Here is a 14,438-nt window from a genome sequence, read left to right as displayed (position 1 = left end):
GGCGAGCGGGGCGGCGACATGACGCGCATAGATAGCGCGAGTTGATGGTGTGACACCAGTGCGGGGGGACGCTACGCGATGACCAGTCCATCCCAGACCGGCGTGGTCGAAAAGACCGCACCGGCTGGTACGGAGAGTGAGGCACCGGCCGGTCTGGCGCCCCGCCAGCTGATGTGGCGGCGCTTCACCCGCGACCGCACCGGTGTGATCTCCGCGTGCGTGGTGGTCTTCTTCTTCGCCGTCGCCGTACTGGCACCGGTGATCGCCTGGCTGTACGGCAAGGATCCGTACACCACCTACGGGCTGGACCGGCCCGAGCTACTGGACCCCCTCACCGGATATCCGATGAAGCCCAACGGGGGCATCGACGGCGAGTTCTGGTTCGGCATCGAGCCCAAGCTGGGCCGCGATGTGCTGACCCAGCTGGTCTACGGCATCCGCACCTCGCTGCTGATCGGGCTGGCCGCGACCCTGCTGTCCACGCTCACCGGCATCGTGATCGGCGTGGTGGCGGGCTATGCGGGCGGCCGTACCGACTACTTCCTCGGCCGCCTCATCGATCTGCTGCTGTCCTTTCCGCAGCAGCTGTTCTTCGTCGCCTTCATGCCGGTGGTCACCGCGCTGTTCGTCAGCCCGCAGAAGGAGACCCCCACCTATTTCCGGGTGACGGCGCTGGTGATGGTGTTGTGGCTGCTGGGCTGGATGCAGCTGGCCCGGCTGCTGCGCGGCCAGGTGCTGTCCCTGAGGGAGCGCGAGTTCGTCGAGGCGGCCAGGGTGACCGGCGCCTCGCCGTGGCGGATCGTCCGCAAGGAGCTGCTGCCCAACCTCGTCACGCCCATCCTGGTGCAGTCCACGCTGATGCTGCCGAACTTCGTGACGGCGGAGGCGGCGCTGTCCTTCCTCGGCGTGGGCGTGGTGGAGCCGACCCCCGACTGGGGCCGGATGTTCGCCAAGGGCGCGAACTTCTACGAGGGCGACATCACCTACATGTTCTTCCCCGGCATCGCCATGGTGGTCTTCGTGGTCGCCTTCAACCTGCTCGGGGACTCGGTCCGGGACGCGATGGACCCGAAGACCACACGGTGACCGGGGGGCCGGCGGCCCCGAGGCAGTGAACGGAAACATTCCGTCCGATGAGGCAGGTGCAGTGACCACGATGATGTCCAAGAACAGCCGCAGAGCCCGTACCTACGCCGTCGCCCTGGCCGCGGGGGCCCTGGTGCTCGCGGGGTGCAGCAGCGGAGGCGGCGGCTCGGACCCCAAAGATTCGAACGAGCCCCAGATGGAGTCCCAGGACATCACCATCGGCACCGCCGCCGACTCCACCGGACCGGCCAAGGACCTGGCGGGCGCCAAGAAGGGCGGCACCGTCACGGTGCTGCAGCGGGACGCCTTCGAGCACCTGGACCCGGGGCAGATCTATGTCAGCGATGAGCTGATCATGCAGACGCTCTACAACCGGACGCTGACGAACTACCAGTTCGACGACAAGACGGGCAAGGCCAAGCTGGTCGGCGACCTCGCCACCAACACCGGCAAGTCCTCCGACGGCGGCCGCACCTGGACGTACACCCTGAAGGACGGGCTGAAGTACGAGGACGGCTCGCCCATCACCTCCAGGGACGTCCGCCAGGCCGTCGAACGGCTCTACGCGCCGTACCAGACCAACGGGCCGACCTATCTCCAGCAGTGGCTCTCCGGGGAGGGCCAGAAGTACCGCAAGGCGCTTCCGGACGGCCCCTACAAGGGCAAGCACCTGCCCAAGTCGGTGCTGGACACCCCGGACGACAAGACCATCGTCTTCCACTTCGACCAGCCCCGCGCCGAGGTGCCGTTCGCGGTCGCCATGCCCAACATCAGCGCGGTGCCGCCGAGCAAGGACACCAAGGAGAAGTACGACAAGGCCCCGCTGGCCTCCGGTCCTTACAAGATCCAGAACTTTAAGCCGGGCAAGGGCATCCAGTTCGTCAAGAACGACCACTGGGACCCCAAGACCGACTCGATACGCCACCAGTACGTCGATAAGTTCGACGTCTCCTTCGGCCACCAGTGGGTGGATTCCACCCGCCGGCTCCAGGCGAACAAGGGCGCCGACCGCAACGGGATGACGTGGACCAACGCGGTCGACCCGTCGCAGATCTCCACGGTCCTCAAGGACAAGGAGGCGATGTCCCGGTCGCTGACCGAAACCCAGCCCTATGTGGATGTCGTTTCGATCAACACCGATCGGGTCAAGAACAAGAAGGTGCGCGAGGCGATCGCCTGGGCCTTCCCCAGCGGTCAGTACCTCCAGCAGTTCGGCGGTCCGAAGGGCGGTGAGATCGGCGGCGGGCTGGTCGGCCCCACGCTCAAGGGCTACGACCCCTCCTTCGACCCGTTCCAGAAGAAGAAGTACCCCGGCGGCAACGCCAAGAAGGCCAAGCAGCTGCTGAAGGAGGCGGGCGAGGAGAACTACGAGCTCGTCTACGCCTACGGCAACGGCGACACCCACCAGGACGCCTCGGTGGTCGTCGAGCAGGCCCTGGAGCGGGCCGGGTTCAAGGTGCAGAAGAAGGAGATCGACCAGTCGACCTATTACACCCAGATCGGAAAGGTCAAGAACAAGTTCGACCTGTACCGGTCCTCATGGGGTGCCGACTGGCCGTCCGCCTCGACCGTGGTCCCGCCGGTGTACGGCGGCGAGAACGTCTACGACGACTCCTCGAACTACTCGCACCTGAACGTCCCGTCGCTCAACAAAGAGATCGGCAAGGTGACCAGGGTCAGCGATCTGAACCAGGCCACCTCGCAGTGGATCAAGCTCAGCGAGAAGATCCTCACCGATGAGATCCCCGCGGTCCCGACCTTCTACAACCGGCTGTTCACCCTCTGGGGTTCGGGCATCGGCGGAGTGAAGTTCAACTCGGTCTACGGGGCCGTGGACCCGACGGCCACCTTCATCAAGTAGCCGTCTTCATCAAGGAGCCGCGGCCGCACCCAGGCCGCGCAGAACCCGGCCGCGTCCGCCCCGGCGGACGCGGCCGGAACCCGCCCCTAGCGGAAGATCACCGACGTCATGTTGAGATTCCTCGCCCGCCGGTCCCTCGGCGCGATCGTGATCCTGATCCTGATCAGTGCGATCACGTTCTTCCTCTTCTTCGCCCTGCCCGCCGAACCGGCCCGGCTCGCCTGCGGCAAGAACTGCGACCCCACCTCGCTCGCCATGATCAACAAGAATCTGGGTCTGGACCAGCCGGTGCCGGTCCAGTACTGGAAGTTCATGGTGGGGATCTTCGCCGGGCGGGACTTCGCCGTGGGGCACTGCGACGCGCCCTGCTTCGGCTACTCCTTCGTCAGCCAGGAGTCGGTCTGGGGCACCATCGTCGACCGCTTCCCGACCACCCTCTCGCTCGCCATCGGCGGCGCCGCGGTCTTCCTGGTCTGCGGGATCGGCATCGGCATGATCGCGGCCTGGCGGCGCGGCACCTGGATCGACAAGTTCTTCAGCTCGCTGTCGCTGCTCGGCGCCTCGATGCAGATCTACTTCGTCGGAGTGCTCGCGCTGGCCTGGTTCGTCAGCGGACTGGGGATCATGGACCAGCCCGCCTACTACCCCTTCACCGACAATCCGGCGAAGTGGTTCAGCGGGATGCTGCTGCCCTGGGTGGTGCTCTCGCTGATCTTCATGGCCAACTACAGCAGGATGACCCGCTCCCAGATGGTCGAGCAGTTGCAGGAGGACCATGTCCGTACGGCGCGGGCCAAGGGGCTCTCCAGCCGTACGGTCTTCTTCCGCTACGCCTGGCGCGGCGCCATCGCCCCCATCGTCACCATCTTCGGCATCGACCTCGGATCGCTCCTCGGCGGGGCCATGGTCACCGAGTACACCTTCACCCTGCACGGCATCGGACGGTTGGCGGTGGAGTCCGTCCAGCTCACCGATCTGCCCATGCTGATGGGTGTGATGCTGGTCAGCTCCGCGGCCATCGTGGTGTTCAACATCCTGGTCGACGCCGCCTACGCCTTCATCGACCCGCGCGTGCGCCTCGCCTGACAGACCCGGAGCTGCCGAGATGACCACACTCACCAAGCCCGACGACGGCGCGCCGCCGCCACCGGCCCCCGGCGACGGCGCCTTCCTGTCCGTACGCGATCTGTACGTCCGCTTCGCCACCGAGGACGGGATCGTCAAGGCCGTCGACGGCCTCTCCTTCGACCTCGAACGCGGCCGCACGCTCGGCATCGTGGGCGAGTCCGGCTCCGGGAAGTCCGTCACCAACCTCACCGTGCTGGGCCTGCACGACCCGCGCACCACCACCGTCAGCGGCGAGATACTGCTGGACGGACAGGAGCTGACCGGCGCGCCCGAGCGCACCCTGGAGCGGCTGCGCGGCAACACCATGGCGATGATCTTCCAGGACCCGCTGACCGCCCTGTCGCCGTACTACACGGTGGGCCGCCAGATCGCCGAGCCGTACCGCAAGCACACCGGCGCCTCCAAGAGCGAGGCCCGCTCCCGGGCGATCGAAATGCTGGAGAAGGTCGGCATCCCCAACGCACGGCTGCGGGTGGACGACTATCCGCACCAGTTCTCCGGCGGGATGCGCCAGCGCGCGATGATCGCGATGTCGCTGGTGTGCGACCCCGACCTGCTGATCGCCGACGAGCCGACCACCGCCCTCGACGTCACCGTCCAGGCCCAGATCCTCGATCTGCTGAAGGACCTCCAGCAGGAGTTCGGCTCCGCGATCATCCTCATCACCCATGACCTGGGCGTGGTCGCCAACACCGCCGATGACCTGCTGGTGATGTACGCGGGCCGGGCCGTGGAGCGCGGTACGGTCAGCGAGGTGCTGCGGGCGCCCCAGCACCCGTACACCTGGGGGCTGCTGGGCTCCATGCCGCGGCTGACCTCCGCCGTGGACGAGCCGCTGAGCCCCATCCCCGGCTCCCCGCCGAGCCTGCTCAGCCCGCCGCCGGGCTGCCCCTTCCATCCGCGGTGCCACTACACCGACCAGGTGGCGGACGACCGCTGCGCCACCGAGCGGCCGTCGCTGCCGGACGGCCGCGGCGCCGCCTGTCATCTGGGCGCCGAGCGGAAACAGACCCTCTTCACCGAGCAGATCAAGCCCCGGTTGGGCTAGGGACCAGGGCTTAGGAGCGCTGACGCATGAGCATCGAGTCGGGCACGCCCGAACCCCTCCTGGTCACCGAGAAGCTGACCAAACATTTCCCGATCATGGGCGGCTTTCCGTTCAAACGGAAGGTCGGGGCCGTGCAGGCGGTGGACGGGGTCGATCTGACCGTGCACGCCGGGGAGAGCTTCGGGCTGGTCGGGGAGTCCGGCTGCGGCAAGTCCACCACGGGCCGGCTGCTGACCCGGCTGCTGGAACCCACCAGCGGCACGATCACCTACCGGGGCCGGGACATCACCCACGCGGGTCGCAAGGAGCTCGCCCCGATCCGCTCCGAGATCCAGATGATCTTCCAGGATCCGTACTCCTCGCTGAACCCCCGGCAGACCGTCGGCACCATCATCTCCGGGCCCATGGAGATCAACGGCATCGATCCGCCGGGCGGCCGCGAGGCCCGGGTGCGCGAACTGCTGGAGATCGTGGGCCTCAACCCCGAGCACTACAACCGCTTCCCGCACGAGTTCTCCGGCGGCCAGCGCCAGCGCATCGGGGTGGCCCGCGCGCTCGCCCTGGAGCCCAAGCTGATCGTCGCCGACGAGCCGGTCTCGGCGCTGGACGTCTCCATCCAGGCCCAGGTCGTCAATCTGCTCCAGAAGCTCCAGCGGGAGCTGGGTATCGCCTTCCTGTTCATCGCCCATGACCTCGCCGTGGTACGCCACTTCTCGCAGCGGGTCGCCGTGATGTACCTGGGCAAGGTGGTCGAGGTGGGCGACCGCGAGTCCATCTACCGGCGCCCCCGCCACCCGTACACCCATGCGCTGCTGTCCGCGGTGCCGGACGCGGCGGTGGTGATGGCCGAGGAGGCCCCGGGCGGTCCGGACGCGGCGGCGGCCACCCGCCGCGAGCGCATCCGGCTCGCCGGGGACGTTCCCTCCCCCATCAACCCGCCCTCGGGCTGCCGCTTCCGCACCCGCTGCTGGAAGGCCCAGGACAAGTGCGCGCGCGAGGACCCGCCGCTCATCCGCCTGGAGGGCAACCGCGAGGGCCACCTGTCCGCCTGCCACTTCCCCGAGGACCCGACGCTCGAGGCCCGCGAGGAGGACGTGGTCCTGGACCCGGCGCTGATCGCGGCGGAGTCGGGTACGGTGCCCGCGCGCAAGGAGCCGTAAGGGACCGGGCAGGAGCCGTTAAAGGACCGGGCGGGAGCCGTAACGAGCCGAACCGGGGCCTCAGAACCGCGAGAAGGAGTGCGCACGGCCGACGGGGGTGAAGCCGCGGCGGCCGTACCAGCCCAGCGGCCAGTCGTCCTGGTCGGCGACGAGGAACCGCAGCGCGCACCCGGCGGCCGCCGCGCGGCGCAGCGCCTCGGCCAGCACGGCGTCGGCGTGACCCCGGCGCAGATACGGCTGGGCGGTCGCCACCTCCTCGATCTGGGCGACCCCGGCGGCGGGCTCCAGATACAGATCGGCCCAGGAGGCGATCTCGCCGCCGTCGTCATGGGCGGCGAGGAAGCGCACCTCCTCGGCGCCGGCCCGCCGGGCGGTGCGCCGCTCCACCAGGTCGTGCACGGTCTTCTCGTCCGCGTCCGGCATCCACCGCCACTGCTGCGCCGTCACCGCCCGCCGCAGCAGCCCGTGCGGATGGGGCCCCAGCTCCCGCTCCACCACATCGGCCGCCCCGGGCTCCGGCGCCGGCCCGGTGTGGGCCATCAGCACCTCGGTGACATGGGTGTATCCGGCCCGTTCGAGCGCGGGCACACAGAGCGCGCCCAGGGCCTCGTCATGGACCGTGATCCGGCGGTGCGGCAGGAAGGCCATGGCCTCATCGGCGAGCGCGGGCAGCCCCCCGGGGTCGGCGGGGCCGGTGATGTGGAGCTGATTGTGCTCATGGGAGCGTGCGTACTCCCGGTGCAGCACCAGGAAACCGCCCGGCACCTCCCGCACCTCACCGGCCTGTCGGCGGGCGAAGGAGATCCGGAAGTCGACGATGCGCTGGAGGTCGTTCTGCGGCACGTTCGCGATCATAGGCGAACGGCGCTCTCCGCCCGTCCCACGGCCCGGCCGAGGACGGCGCCCCGGCCCGCCCGCCTCAGGTACCCCACATCATGTTGGACAGGGCCACGAACAGGACGAAGACGATCCCCACGCCCTGTACGGCCTTGCCCCAGCCGGGCATGGACTCGCCCCGCTTGACCGCCGAGCGCTGCGCGGAGAAGGCGGACAGCAGGGCGATGACGGCGATGGGGCCGAGCACGATGGAGAGCCAGTTGACTTGTACGGGGGTCATGGCGGGACTTCCTCACGTTCACCTCGGCTGTGGGCGGCCCATCATCCGCGGGACCGCCCGGGACCCCTCCCGGGGAGCGACGTGTCCGCCTTCGCCGCGCGTCCGGAGGGCTCGTTCCCAGCCGACCGTGAGCACGATCTTGCCCTGGATATGGCCCCGGGAGGCGCGTTCGTGCGCCGCTCGGGCCTCCGCGAGCGGAAAGGTGCTGGCCACCGCGACGCGCAGCGTGCCCGCGTCGAGCAGGTGCCCCAGTTCGGCGAGTTGCGCGCCGTCCGAGCGGACCTGGGTGCCCGTGACCGTGACGCCCAGCCTCGCGTTCTCCTCGTCGTCGAACTCGCCGAAGTACACCGGGTAGAGGGATCCGCCGCGCTTGAGGGTGCGCAGGAAGCGCCTGCTGTCGGGGCCCCCGACGGTGTCCAGGACGAGATCGACGTCATGGGCCACCTCCTCGGGGCGCTCCTTGGTGTAGTCGATGAACGCGTCGGCGCCGAGCCCGCGCAGGAACGTCTCGTGGGCCCCGGAGGCCACGGCGATGACGCGGGCCCCCTTCCACTTGGCCAGTTGGAGCGCGAGGTGTCCCACGCCGCCGGCGGCGCCGTTGATGAGCACCGTGGTCCCGCCGTCGAGGGCGATCGGGCGGTGCCGGGCCGCCTGGAACGGCGAGGGGTGGTCATGCCCGAGCTCGATCAAGAACTGCCACGCGGTCAGCCCCGACATGGGCAGCCCGGCGGCGTGCACATGGCCGACCGCGGCGGGCTTGCGGGCGAGGTCGGACGCCGGTGCGGTGACGTATTCGGCGTACGCGCTGCCCTGGAGCGCGGTGGGGAAGCGCAGCAGGCCGACCACCTCGTCCCCGGCCGCGAGACCGCTGACGCCGTCGGCGACGGCCGCCACGACGCCCGAGACATCGGTCCCCGGGATCAGGGGGAGCTCGAACGGGGGCCTGAGCTCGGGAGCGATGTCGGGCATCCCCTCGCGCACGTACCAGTCGGGAGGGTTGAGGCCGACCGCGTGTACGCGGATCAGTACCTCACCGGGCCCCGGCTCCGGAACCGGCACCTCCTCGTAGCGCAGCACCTCGGGGCCGCCGAAGTCATGCAGCCGGATCGCCCTCATGGTGGGTGTTGGCATCGTTTTCTCCTGCCCCTGCCAGGGGATACGCTGATCGGATCAGTGATCCGGATATCCGTACCACTGATCCGAATATATGGACCACTGATCCGGATAGTCAAGAGGGGCAGATGCGGGCCGACGCCAGGAAGAACCGTGACCACCTGCTCGCCATCGCGGGCACCGTCATCGCCGAGCAGGGCGTCGACGCGTCGCTGCGCGATATCGCGCGCCGGGCCGGTATGGGGCTCGCGACCCTGCTCCGTCACTTCCCGACCCGCGAGGCGCTGCTCGAGGCCCTGCTCCACACCAGCTTCGACGAGCTGGCGGCGCGGGCGGGCGCACTCGAAGCGTCGGGCTCGCCCGAAGACGCGCTGGTGTCGTGGCTACGGGACTGCGTCGCGTGGACCACCGAGTACCGGGGCGTGACCGTGCTGATGGCCGCCGCCATCGAGGACACCGAATCGGCGCTCCACGCTTCGTGTGTCACCCTGCGCGCGGCCGGTACGCGGCTCCTCGTCCGCGCCCAGGAGGCGGGGACGGCGCGGACCGACATCGACGGCACCGATCTCTTCGCGCTGATCGCGGCGCTCGCATGGCTCGGCGACCAGCCCTCGCTCGCGGCGCGCGCCGATCACCTCTTCGATGTGGTCGCGAGCGCGATCCTGGCGAGATGACGTTCCCGAGGGCCGGTCCCGTCACGGTCGACGCAGGCCAGCGCAGGTCAGCGCAGGTCGCGGAAGAACGTCCGTACGTCGCCCACCAGGAGCTCCGGGACCTCCATCGCCGCGAAGTGCCCGCCCGCCCCGAACTCCGACCAGTGGGTGATCGCATGCCATGGCTCGGCGAGGCGGCGGATCGCGGTGTCGCCCCGGAAGACCGCGACGCCGGTGGGGACCCCGGAGCGCTCGGGCGGTGCGCCCCAGGCCGGGGCGGCCTCCTTGTAGAGGCGGGCGGACGTGCCCGCCGTATTGGTGAACCAGTACAGGGAGACGTTCGTCAGGACCGCGTCGCGGTCGAGGGCCCGGGGCTTGTCGCCGTGGGCGGCGAACCAGTCCACGTTCCAGGCCAGTTGGCCGACCGGCGAGTCGGCGAGGCCGTAGGACAGGGTCTGCGGGCGGGTGCTCTGGATGGCGACGTAGCCGGACAGCTCGCGCCGCCAGCGTTCGAGCCCGGTGAGGCGTGAGCGCTCGGCCGGGGTCAGCTCCCCCGGCCCGGCCGGGTCGGCCGACCCCATGGTCACCAGGGCGTTGACGTGGACGCCGACGACCCGGGACGGCGCCACCCGGGCCACCTCGGGGGAGATCAGCGACCCGAAGTCGCCGCCCTGGGTGCCGTAGCGCTCGTACCCCAGGCGCCGCATCAGCTCCGTCCACGCGGTGGCGATGCGGCGGATGCCCCAGCCGGGCTCGCGCGGCGGGGCGGAGCAGGCGAAGCCGGGGAGGGACGGGATGACCACGTGGAAGGCGTCGGCCGGATCGCCGCCGTGTCCGCGCGGATCGGTCAGCGGGCCGATGACCTCGGTGAACTCCGCGACCGAGCCCGGCCAGCCATGGGTGATCAGCAGCGGCAGGGCATCCGGCTCGGGCGAGCGGACATGGAGGAAGTGCACCCGCTGTCCGTCGATCTCGGTCGTGAACTGCGGGAACGCGTTCAACCGGGCCTCCTGCGCCCGCCAGTCGAACCCGGTGGCCCAGTACCCGGCCAGCTCGCGGACATGGTCGGGCGATGCCCCGTCGGACCAGCCGGGGCCCGGAAGCCGCTCCGGCCAGCGGGTGCGTTCCAGGCGGCGGCGCAGATCGTCGAGGTCGGCTTCGGGGACGGCGATGCGGAAGGGGTGGATCTCCATGGGACGCACGGTAGGCGTGGTCGCGGACGGGGAGTGTCCGCGACGCCTGCGCCCGGGCGGGCATGGCAGACCGCGACCCCCGGTGGCGAACCGCGATGCCCGCTGGCAAACCGCGCCCCCGGTGGCGAACCTCCCGCGTCTCCGGCCCCGCCACCCCGGACAGCGGTCATCGGCGTGCGCCACCGGCGGTGCGGATGTCAGATGGGCCTAGGTGGTGTCCGACTGATCTTGTCGCCTGCGGCGGGCTGCTCCCCGCCCCTTCCCGAAACCAGGGGCTTCGCCCCTGGACCCCCGGGGTCTGGGGCAGAGCCCCAGTATCGGGAAGGGGCGGGGAGGGGATCGATCCGCCGGATGCCCCGTAAGGCCGATCTTGGACCGGATCGTCGGGAGGCGCCATGCGTCGCGTAGCCCCGTATGCCCTGCGTACCCGGGCTTCCCTGGGCGCCCCGCGTCCCGTACACGCCCTGCGCGCCCGGCGATCCCTGCGCGCCGTCGTCCTGATCGCGACGGCCGCGACCACCGCTCCCACCATGACGGCCTGCGGCGCCGGAGGTGGCGGAACCGATGCCGGGGTCGTCCGTTCCTCCTGGGGCGATCCCCCCAATCCGCTGGAGCCCGCCAACACCAATGACGTCCAGGGCGGCAAGGTCCTGGACATGATCTTCCGGGGGCTCAAGCGTTACGACCCGAGGACCGGCGAGGCCAAGAACGCGCTCGCGGAGCGGATCGAGAGCTCCGACCAGCGGAACTACACCATCACCCTCAAGAAGGGCTGGCGGTTCGCCAATGGGGAGAAGGTCACCGCCGCCTCCTTCGTGAACGCCTGGAACTACGGCGCCCAGATCGACCACAAGCAGCGCAACGCCTACTTCTTCGAGTACATCGAGGGCTATGACAAGGTGCACCCCGCCTCCGGCGGCGCCCCCACCGCCAAGACCCTCTCCGGGCTGCGGGTCAGCAACGACCGGACCTTCACCGTCCGGCTCACCCAGAAGTTCTCCACCTGGCCCAAGACGCTCGGCTACAACGCCTATGTGCCGCTGCCCCGGGCGTTCTTCGAGGACCATGCCGCCTGGCTGAGGAAGCCCATCGGCAACGGCCCGTACCAGGTGCGGTCGTACGCCAAGGGCTCGGTGATGAAGCTGCGGGCCTGGGGCGGCTACCCCGGTCCGGACAAGGCCCGTAACAAGGGCGTCGACCTGCGCGTCTACACCGACAGCAACACCGCCTACACCGATCTCCAGGCGGGCAATCTCGATCTGGTCGACGATGTCCCGGCGCAGCAGCTGAAGTTCGTCCGCTCCGACCTCGGCAACCGCTACATCAACCAGCCCGCCGGGATCATCCAGACCCTCACCTTCCCGATGTACGACCGCACCTGGAGCGGCCCGGCGAAGGCCAAGGTCCGCCGGGGCATCTCGATGGCGATCAACCGTGAGCAGATCACCGAGCGGATCTTCCAGGGCACCCGCACCCCCGCGACCGACTGGACCTCGCCGGTCCTGCGCCACCAGGGCGGCTACCGGCCCGGGCTGTGCGGCGAGGCCTGCCGCTACGACCCGGTACGGGCGCGCAAGCTGATCAAGGCGGGCGGCGGGCTGCCGGGCGGCCGGATGACGATCACGTACAACGCCGACACCGGCTCCCACAAGGACTGGGTGGACGCGGTCTGCAACAGCGTCAACACCGTGCTGCGGAACGACCGGGCCTGTGTCGGCAAACCGGTCGGCACCTTCGCCGACTACCGCAACAAGATGGCGGGGAAGAAGATGACCGGGCCGTTCCGGGCCGGCTGGCAGATGGACTATCCGCTGATCCAGAACTTCCTCCAGCCGCTGTACTACACCGGCGCCTCCTCCAACGACGGCCACTTCAGCGACACCGGCTTCGACAGGCTGGTCAACCAGGCCAACGCCGCCTCCGCCGACGGCCGTGCCATCGCCGGTTTCCGGGACGCGGAGAAGGTCCTCGCCGAGCAGATGCCCGCCATTCCGCTGTGGTACCAGAACGGCAGCGCGGGCTATTCACAGCGGCTCAGCGAGGTGGCGCTCAATCAGTTCAGCGTGCCGGTCTACTCACAGATCAGGGTCGGCTGAGCCATGGGCCGCTATGCGCTGCGGCGGCTGCTGCAGATGATCCCGGTCTTCATCGGCTCCACGTTCCTGATCTTCTTCATGGTGTACGCGCTCGGCGACCCGGTGGCCGCGCTCTTCGGCGACAAGGCCCCCGACCCCGCCACCGCCGCCCGGATCCGTAAGGACCTCTTCCTCGATGAGCCGCTGTGGCGGCAGTACGCGCACTACATGGGGCAGATCTTCGGCGGCCACTTCGGCACGGCCTTCAACGGGCAGCCGGTGACCGAGCTGATGGCGAGCGCGTTCCCCATCACCCTCCGGCTCACCCTCGTGGCCGTCGCGTTCGAGATGGCGCTGGGGATCACCCTGGGCGTCCTCAGCGGGCTGCGCCGGGGCCGGGGCCTCGACACCTCGGTACTGCTGCTCACCCTGGTCGTGGTCTCCGTCCCGACGTTCGTCAGCGGCACGGTGCTGCAGTATCTGTTCGGCGTGAGCTGGGGCTTGGCCAGGCCGTCGGTCTCCCCGGGGGCGCCGCTGAACGAACTGCTGCTGCCCGGGGTGGTGCTGGGGCTGGTGTCCCTCGCGTACACCACCCGTCTCACCCGTACCTCCATCGTGGAGAACGCCCGCGCCGACTACGTCCGCACCGCCGTGGCCAAGGGGCTGCCGCGCCGCCGGATCGTCACCCGCCATCTGCTGCGCAACTCGCTGATCCCGGTGGTGACGTTCATCGGTACCGACATCGGCGCGCTCATGGGCGGGGCCATCGTCACCGAGCGGATCTTCAACATCCATGGCGTGGGCTACCAGCTCTACCAGGGCATCCTGCGCCAGAACTCGCCGACCGTCGTCGGCTTCGTGACCATCCTGGTGATCGTCTTCCTGCTCGCCAATCTGCTCGTCGACCTCCTCTACGCCGTGCTCGACCCGAGGATCCGGTATGCCTGAGCCCTTTGACACGCGCTACGACATGACCGAGGCGATCGCACCGCCCGGCGGCGGTCCGGTGGATCCCGCCGCGTCCGGCCCCCGGTCGCTGACGGGCGGACCGCCCCTGAAGGGCGGGCCACGGCGCCCGCCTTGGCGCCTTCCGCTGCGCGGGCGCGGGGAGCCCGGCCGCCGCTTCGGCGGCCCGGCCGCGCCCACCGGGCGGGGCCTGTGGACCGACGCCTGGCACGATCTGCGCCGCAACCCGGTCTTCGTCGTCTCCGCGCTGATCATCCTGTTTCTCGTCGTGATCGCGATCTGGCCGCAGCTGATCGCGAGCGGAAACCCGTACCACGGCGACCTGGCCAGGGCGCAGGACGGCCCGGCCCCCGGCCACCCCTTCGGCTATGACCTCCAGGGCCGCGACGTCTACACCCGTACGGTCTACGGAGCCCGCGCCTCCATCACCGTCGGCATCTGCGCCACCCTCGGCGCGGCGCTGCTGGGCAGCGTGCTGGGCGGGCTCGCCGGGTACTTCGGCGGCTGGTGGGACGCGCTGCTGTCGCGGATCGCCGATGTCTTCTTCGGCATCCCGATCCTGCTGGGCGGGCTGGTCTTCCTGTCGGTGGTCACCAGCGGCTCGGTCTGGCCGGTGGTGGGCTTCATCGTGCTGCTGGGCTGGCCCCAGATCTCCCGGATCGCACGCGGCTCGGTGGTGACCGTCAAGGAGCACGACTACGTCCAGGCGGCGCGGGTGCTCGGCGCGAGCAGCGGCCGGACGCTGCTGCGCCATATCGCGCCCAACGCCGTGGCCCCCGTGATCGTCGTCGCCACCATCGCGCTGGGCACCTACATCTCGCTGGAGGCCACGCTGTCGTTCCTCGGCGTGGGGCTCAAACCGCCCACCGTCTCCTGGGGGATCGACATCTCCTCGGCCGCGACCCAGATCCGCAACGCCCCGCACATGCTGCTGTGGCCCGCCGGGGCGCTGTCCATCACGGTGCTCGCGTTCATCATGCTCGGCGACGCGGTGCGTGACGCGCTTGACCCCAAGCTGCGATGAGTCGCGCCAGAGCC

13 protein-coding genes are annotated in these 14,438 nt (G+C 69.8%); 9 read left to right on the top strand and 4 right to left on the bottom strand.

Annotated elements, in window-relative coordinates; genetic code table 11:
- The first annotated feature begins 78 nt into the window (after positions 1 to 78).
- The 5 genes from VT50_RS18335 (at position 79) to VT50_RS18315 (ending at position 6,283) form a co-directional block, all read left to right on the top strand.
- The gene (locus tag VT50_RS18335) at positions 79 to 1,086 is read left to right on the top strand and encodes an ABC transporter permease (protein ID WP_046083985.1); all 1,008 of its coding nucleotides are present in this window, start codon (positions 79 to 81) and stop codon (positions 1,084 to 1,086) included.
- 70 nt (positions 1,087 to 1,156) lie between these two features.
- Positions 1,157 to 2,947 carry an ABC transporter substrate-binding protein gene (locus VT50_RS18330; protein WP_240529206.1) on the top strand — a complete coding sequence of 597 codons (1,791 nt, stop codon included), beginning with the start codon at positions 1,157 to 1,159 and terminating at the stop codon, positions 2,945 to 2,947.
- Positions 2,948 to 3,055: 108 nt separating this feature from the next.
- Positions 3,056 to 4,033, top strand: coding sequence for an ABC transporter permease (locus VT50_RS18325; protein WP_046083986.1), 978 nt, complete (start codon positions 3,056 to 3,058; stop codon positions 4,031 to 4,033).
- 19 nt (positions 4,034 to 4,052) lie between these two features.
- Positions 4,053 to 5,123: an ABC transporter ATP-binding protein gene (locus tag VT50_RS18320; RefSeq protein WP_046083987.1), complete on the top strand. Its 1,071-nt coding sequence runs from the start codon at positions 4,053 to 4,055 to the stop codon at positions 5,121 to 5,123.
- Between the two features lie 26 nt (positions 5,124 to 5,149).
- Complete coding sequence (locus VT50_RS18315; protein ID WP_046083988.1) at positions 5,150 to 6,283, top strand: ABC transporter ATP-binding protein; 1,134 nt, start codon at positions 5,150 to 5,152, stop codon at positions 6,281 to 6,283.
- Between the two features lie 60 nt (positions 6,284 to 6,343).
- Here the strand turns inward: VT50_RS18315 and VT50_RS18310 are convergent, their stop codons facing one another.
- The 3 genes from VT50_RS18310 to VT50_RS18300 all read right to left on the bottom strand — a co-directional run bounded on the left by VT50_RS18310 (position 6,344) and on the right by VT50_RS18300 (position 8,531).
- Positions 6,344 to 7,126 carry a GNAT family N-acetyltransferase gene (locus VT50_RS18310; protein ID WP_240529202.1) on the bottom strand — a complete coding sequence of 261 codons (783 nt, stop codon included), beginning with the start codon at positions 7,124 to 7,126 and terminating at the stop codon, positions 6,344 to 6,346.
- 76 nt (positions 7,127 to 7,202) lie between these two features.
- Positions 7,203 to 7,400 carry a hypothetical protein gene (locus VT50_RS18305; protein WP_046083990.1) on the bottom strand — a complete coding sequence of 66 codons (198 nt, stop codon included), beginning with the start codon at positions 7,398 to 7,400 and terminating at the stop codon, positions 7,203 to 7,205.
- A gap of 18 nt (positions 7,401 to 7,418) precedes the next feature.
- On the bottom strand, positions 7,419 to 8,531 hold the full coding sequence (locus VT50_RS18300) for an NADP-dependent oxidoreductase (protein WP_206269428.1): 1,113 nt from the start codon (positions 8,529 to 8,531) through the stop codon (positions 7,419 to 7,421).
- Positions 8,532 to 8,641: 110 nt separating this feature from the next.
- Here VT50_RS18300 and VT50_RS18295 point away from each other — a divergent pair, with 110 nt between their 5' ends.
- Positions 8,642 to 9,187, top strand: a complete 546-nt coding sequence (locus VT50_RS18295) for a TetR/AcrR family transcriptional regulator (protein WP_046083991.1) — start codon at positions 8,642 to 8,644, stop codon at positions 9,185 to 9,187.
- Between the two features lie 47 nt (positions 9,188 to 9,234).
- Here VT50_RS18295 and VT50_RS18290 read toward each other — a convergent pair whose 3' ends face one another.
- Positions 9,235 to 10,359, bottom strand: a complete 1,125-nt coding sequence (locus tag VT50_RS18290; protein WP_046083992.1) for an epoxide hydrolase family protein — start codon at positions 10,357 to 10,359, stop codon at positions 9,235 to 9,237.
- Between the two features lie 530 nt (positions 10,360 to 10,889).
- Between VT50_RS18290 and VT50_RS18285 the strand changes: the two genes are divergently transcribed.
- Genes VT50_RS18285 through VT50_RS18275 form a run of 3 tightly spaced genes read left to right on the top strand, consistent with a single transcriptional unit; the run spans position 10,890 to position 14,424 of the window.
- Positions 10,890 to 12,455 (top strand): peptide ABC transporter substrate-binding protein, encoded by a 1,566-nt coding sequence (locus tag VT50_RS18285; protein ID WP_046084016.1) that lies wholly within the window; start codon positions 10,890 to 10,892, stop codon positions 12,453 to 12,455.
- A gap of 3 nt (positions 12,456 to 12,458) precedes the next feature.
- Complete coding sequence (locus VT50_RS18280; protein ID WP_046083993.1) at positions 12,459 to 13,382, top strand: ABC transporter permease; 924 nt, start codon at positions 12,459 to 12,461, stop codon at positions 13,380 to 13,382.
- Positions 13,375 to 14,424 (top strand): ABC transporter permease, encoded by a 1,050-nt coding sequence (locus VT50_RS18275; RefSeq protein ID WP_046083994.1) that lies wholly within the window; start codon positions 13,375 to 13,377, stop codon positions 14,422 to 14,424. Before VT50_RS18280 ends, VT50_RS18275 begins: the two co-directional genes overlap by 8 nt.
- Positions 14,425 to 14,438 lie beyond the last annotated feature (14 nt).

The sequence above is a fragment of the Streptomyces antioxidans genome, assembly GCF_000968685.2.
In the GTDB taxonomy this organism is placed as follows: Bacteria; Actinomycetota; Actinomycetes; order Streptomycetales; family Streptomycetaceae; genus Streptomyces; species Streptomyces antioxidans.
This window is presented reverse-complemented; position numbering and strand designations above follow the sequence as displayed.

Coding starts and splice junctions, on each gene's coding strand:
- VT50_RS18335 (WP_046083985.1), top strand. CDS start 79: ATGACCAGTCCATCCCAGACCGGCGTGGTCGAAAAGACCGCACCGGCT.
- VT50_RS18330 (WP_240529206.1), top strand. CDS start 1,157: ATGATGTCCAAGAACAGCCGCAGAGCCCGTACCTACGCCGTCGCCCTG.
- VT50_RS18325 (WP_046083986.1), top strand. CDS start 3,056: ATGTTGAGATTCCTCGCCCGCCGGTCCCTCGGCGCGATCGTGATCCTG.
- VT50_RS18320 (WP_046083987.1), top strand. CDS start 4,053: ATGACCACACTCACCAAGCCCGACGACGGCGCGCCGCCGCCACCGGCC.
- VT50_RS18315 (WP_046083988.1), top strand. CDS start 5,150: ATGAGCATCGAGTCGGGCACGCCCGAACCCCTCCTGGTCACCGAGAAG.
- VT50_RS18305 (WP_046083990.1), bottom strand. CDS start 7,400: ATGACCCCCGTACAAGTCAACTGGCTCTCCATCGTGCTCGGCCCCATC.
- VT50_RS18300 (WP_206269428.1), bottom strand. CDS start 8,531: ATGCCAACACCCACCATGAGGGCGATCCGGCTGCATGACTTCGGCGGC.
- VT50_RS18295 (WP_046083991.1), top strand. CDS start 8,642: ATGCGGGCCGACGCCAGGAAGAACCGTGACCACCTGCTCGCCATCGCG.
- VT50_RS18290 (WP_046083992.1), bottom strand. CDS start 10,359: ATGGAGATCCACCCCTTCCGCATCGCCGTCCCCGAAGCCGACCTCGAC.
- VT50_RS18285 (WP_046084016.1), top strand. CDS start 10,890: ATGACGGCCTGCGGCGCCGGAGGTGGCGGAACCGATGCCGGGGTCGTC.
- VT50_RS18280 (WP_046083993.1), top strand. CDS start 12,459: ATGGGCCGCTATGCGCTGCGGCGGCTGCTGCAGATGATCCCGGTCTTC.
- VT50_RS18275 (WP_046083994.1), top strand. CDS start 13,375: ATGCCTGAGCCCTTTGACACGCGCTACGACATGACCGAGGCGATCGCA.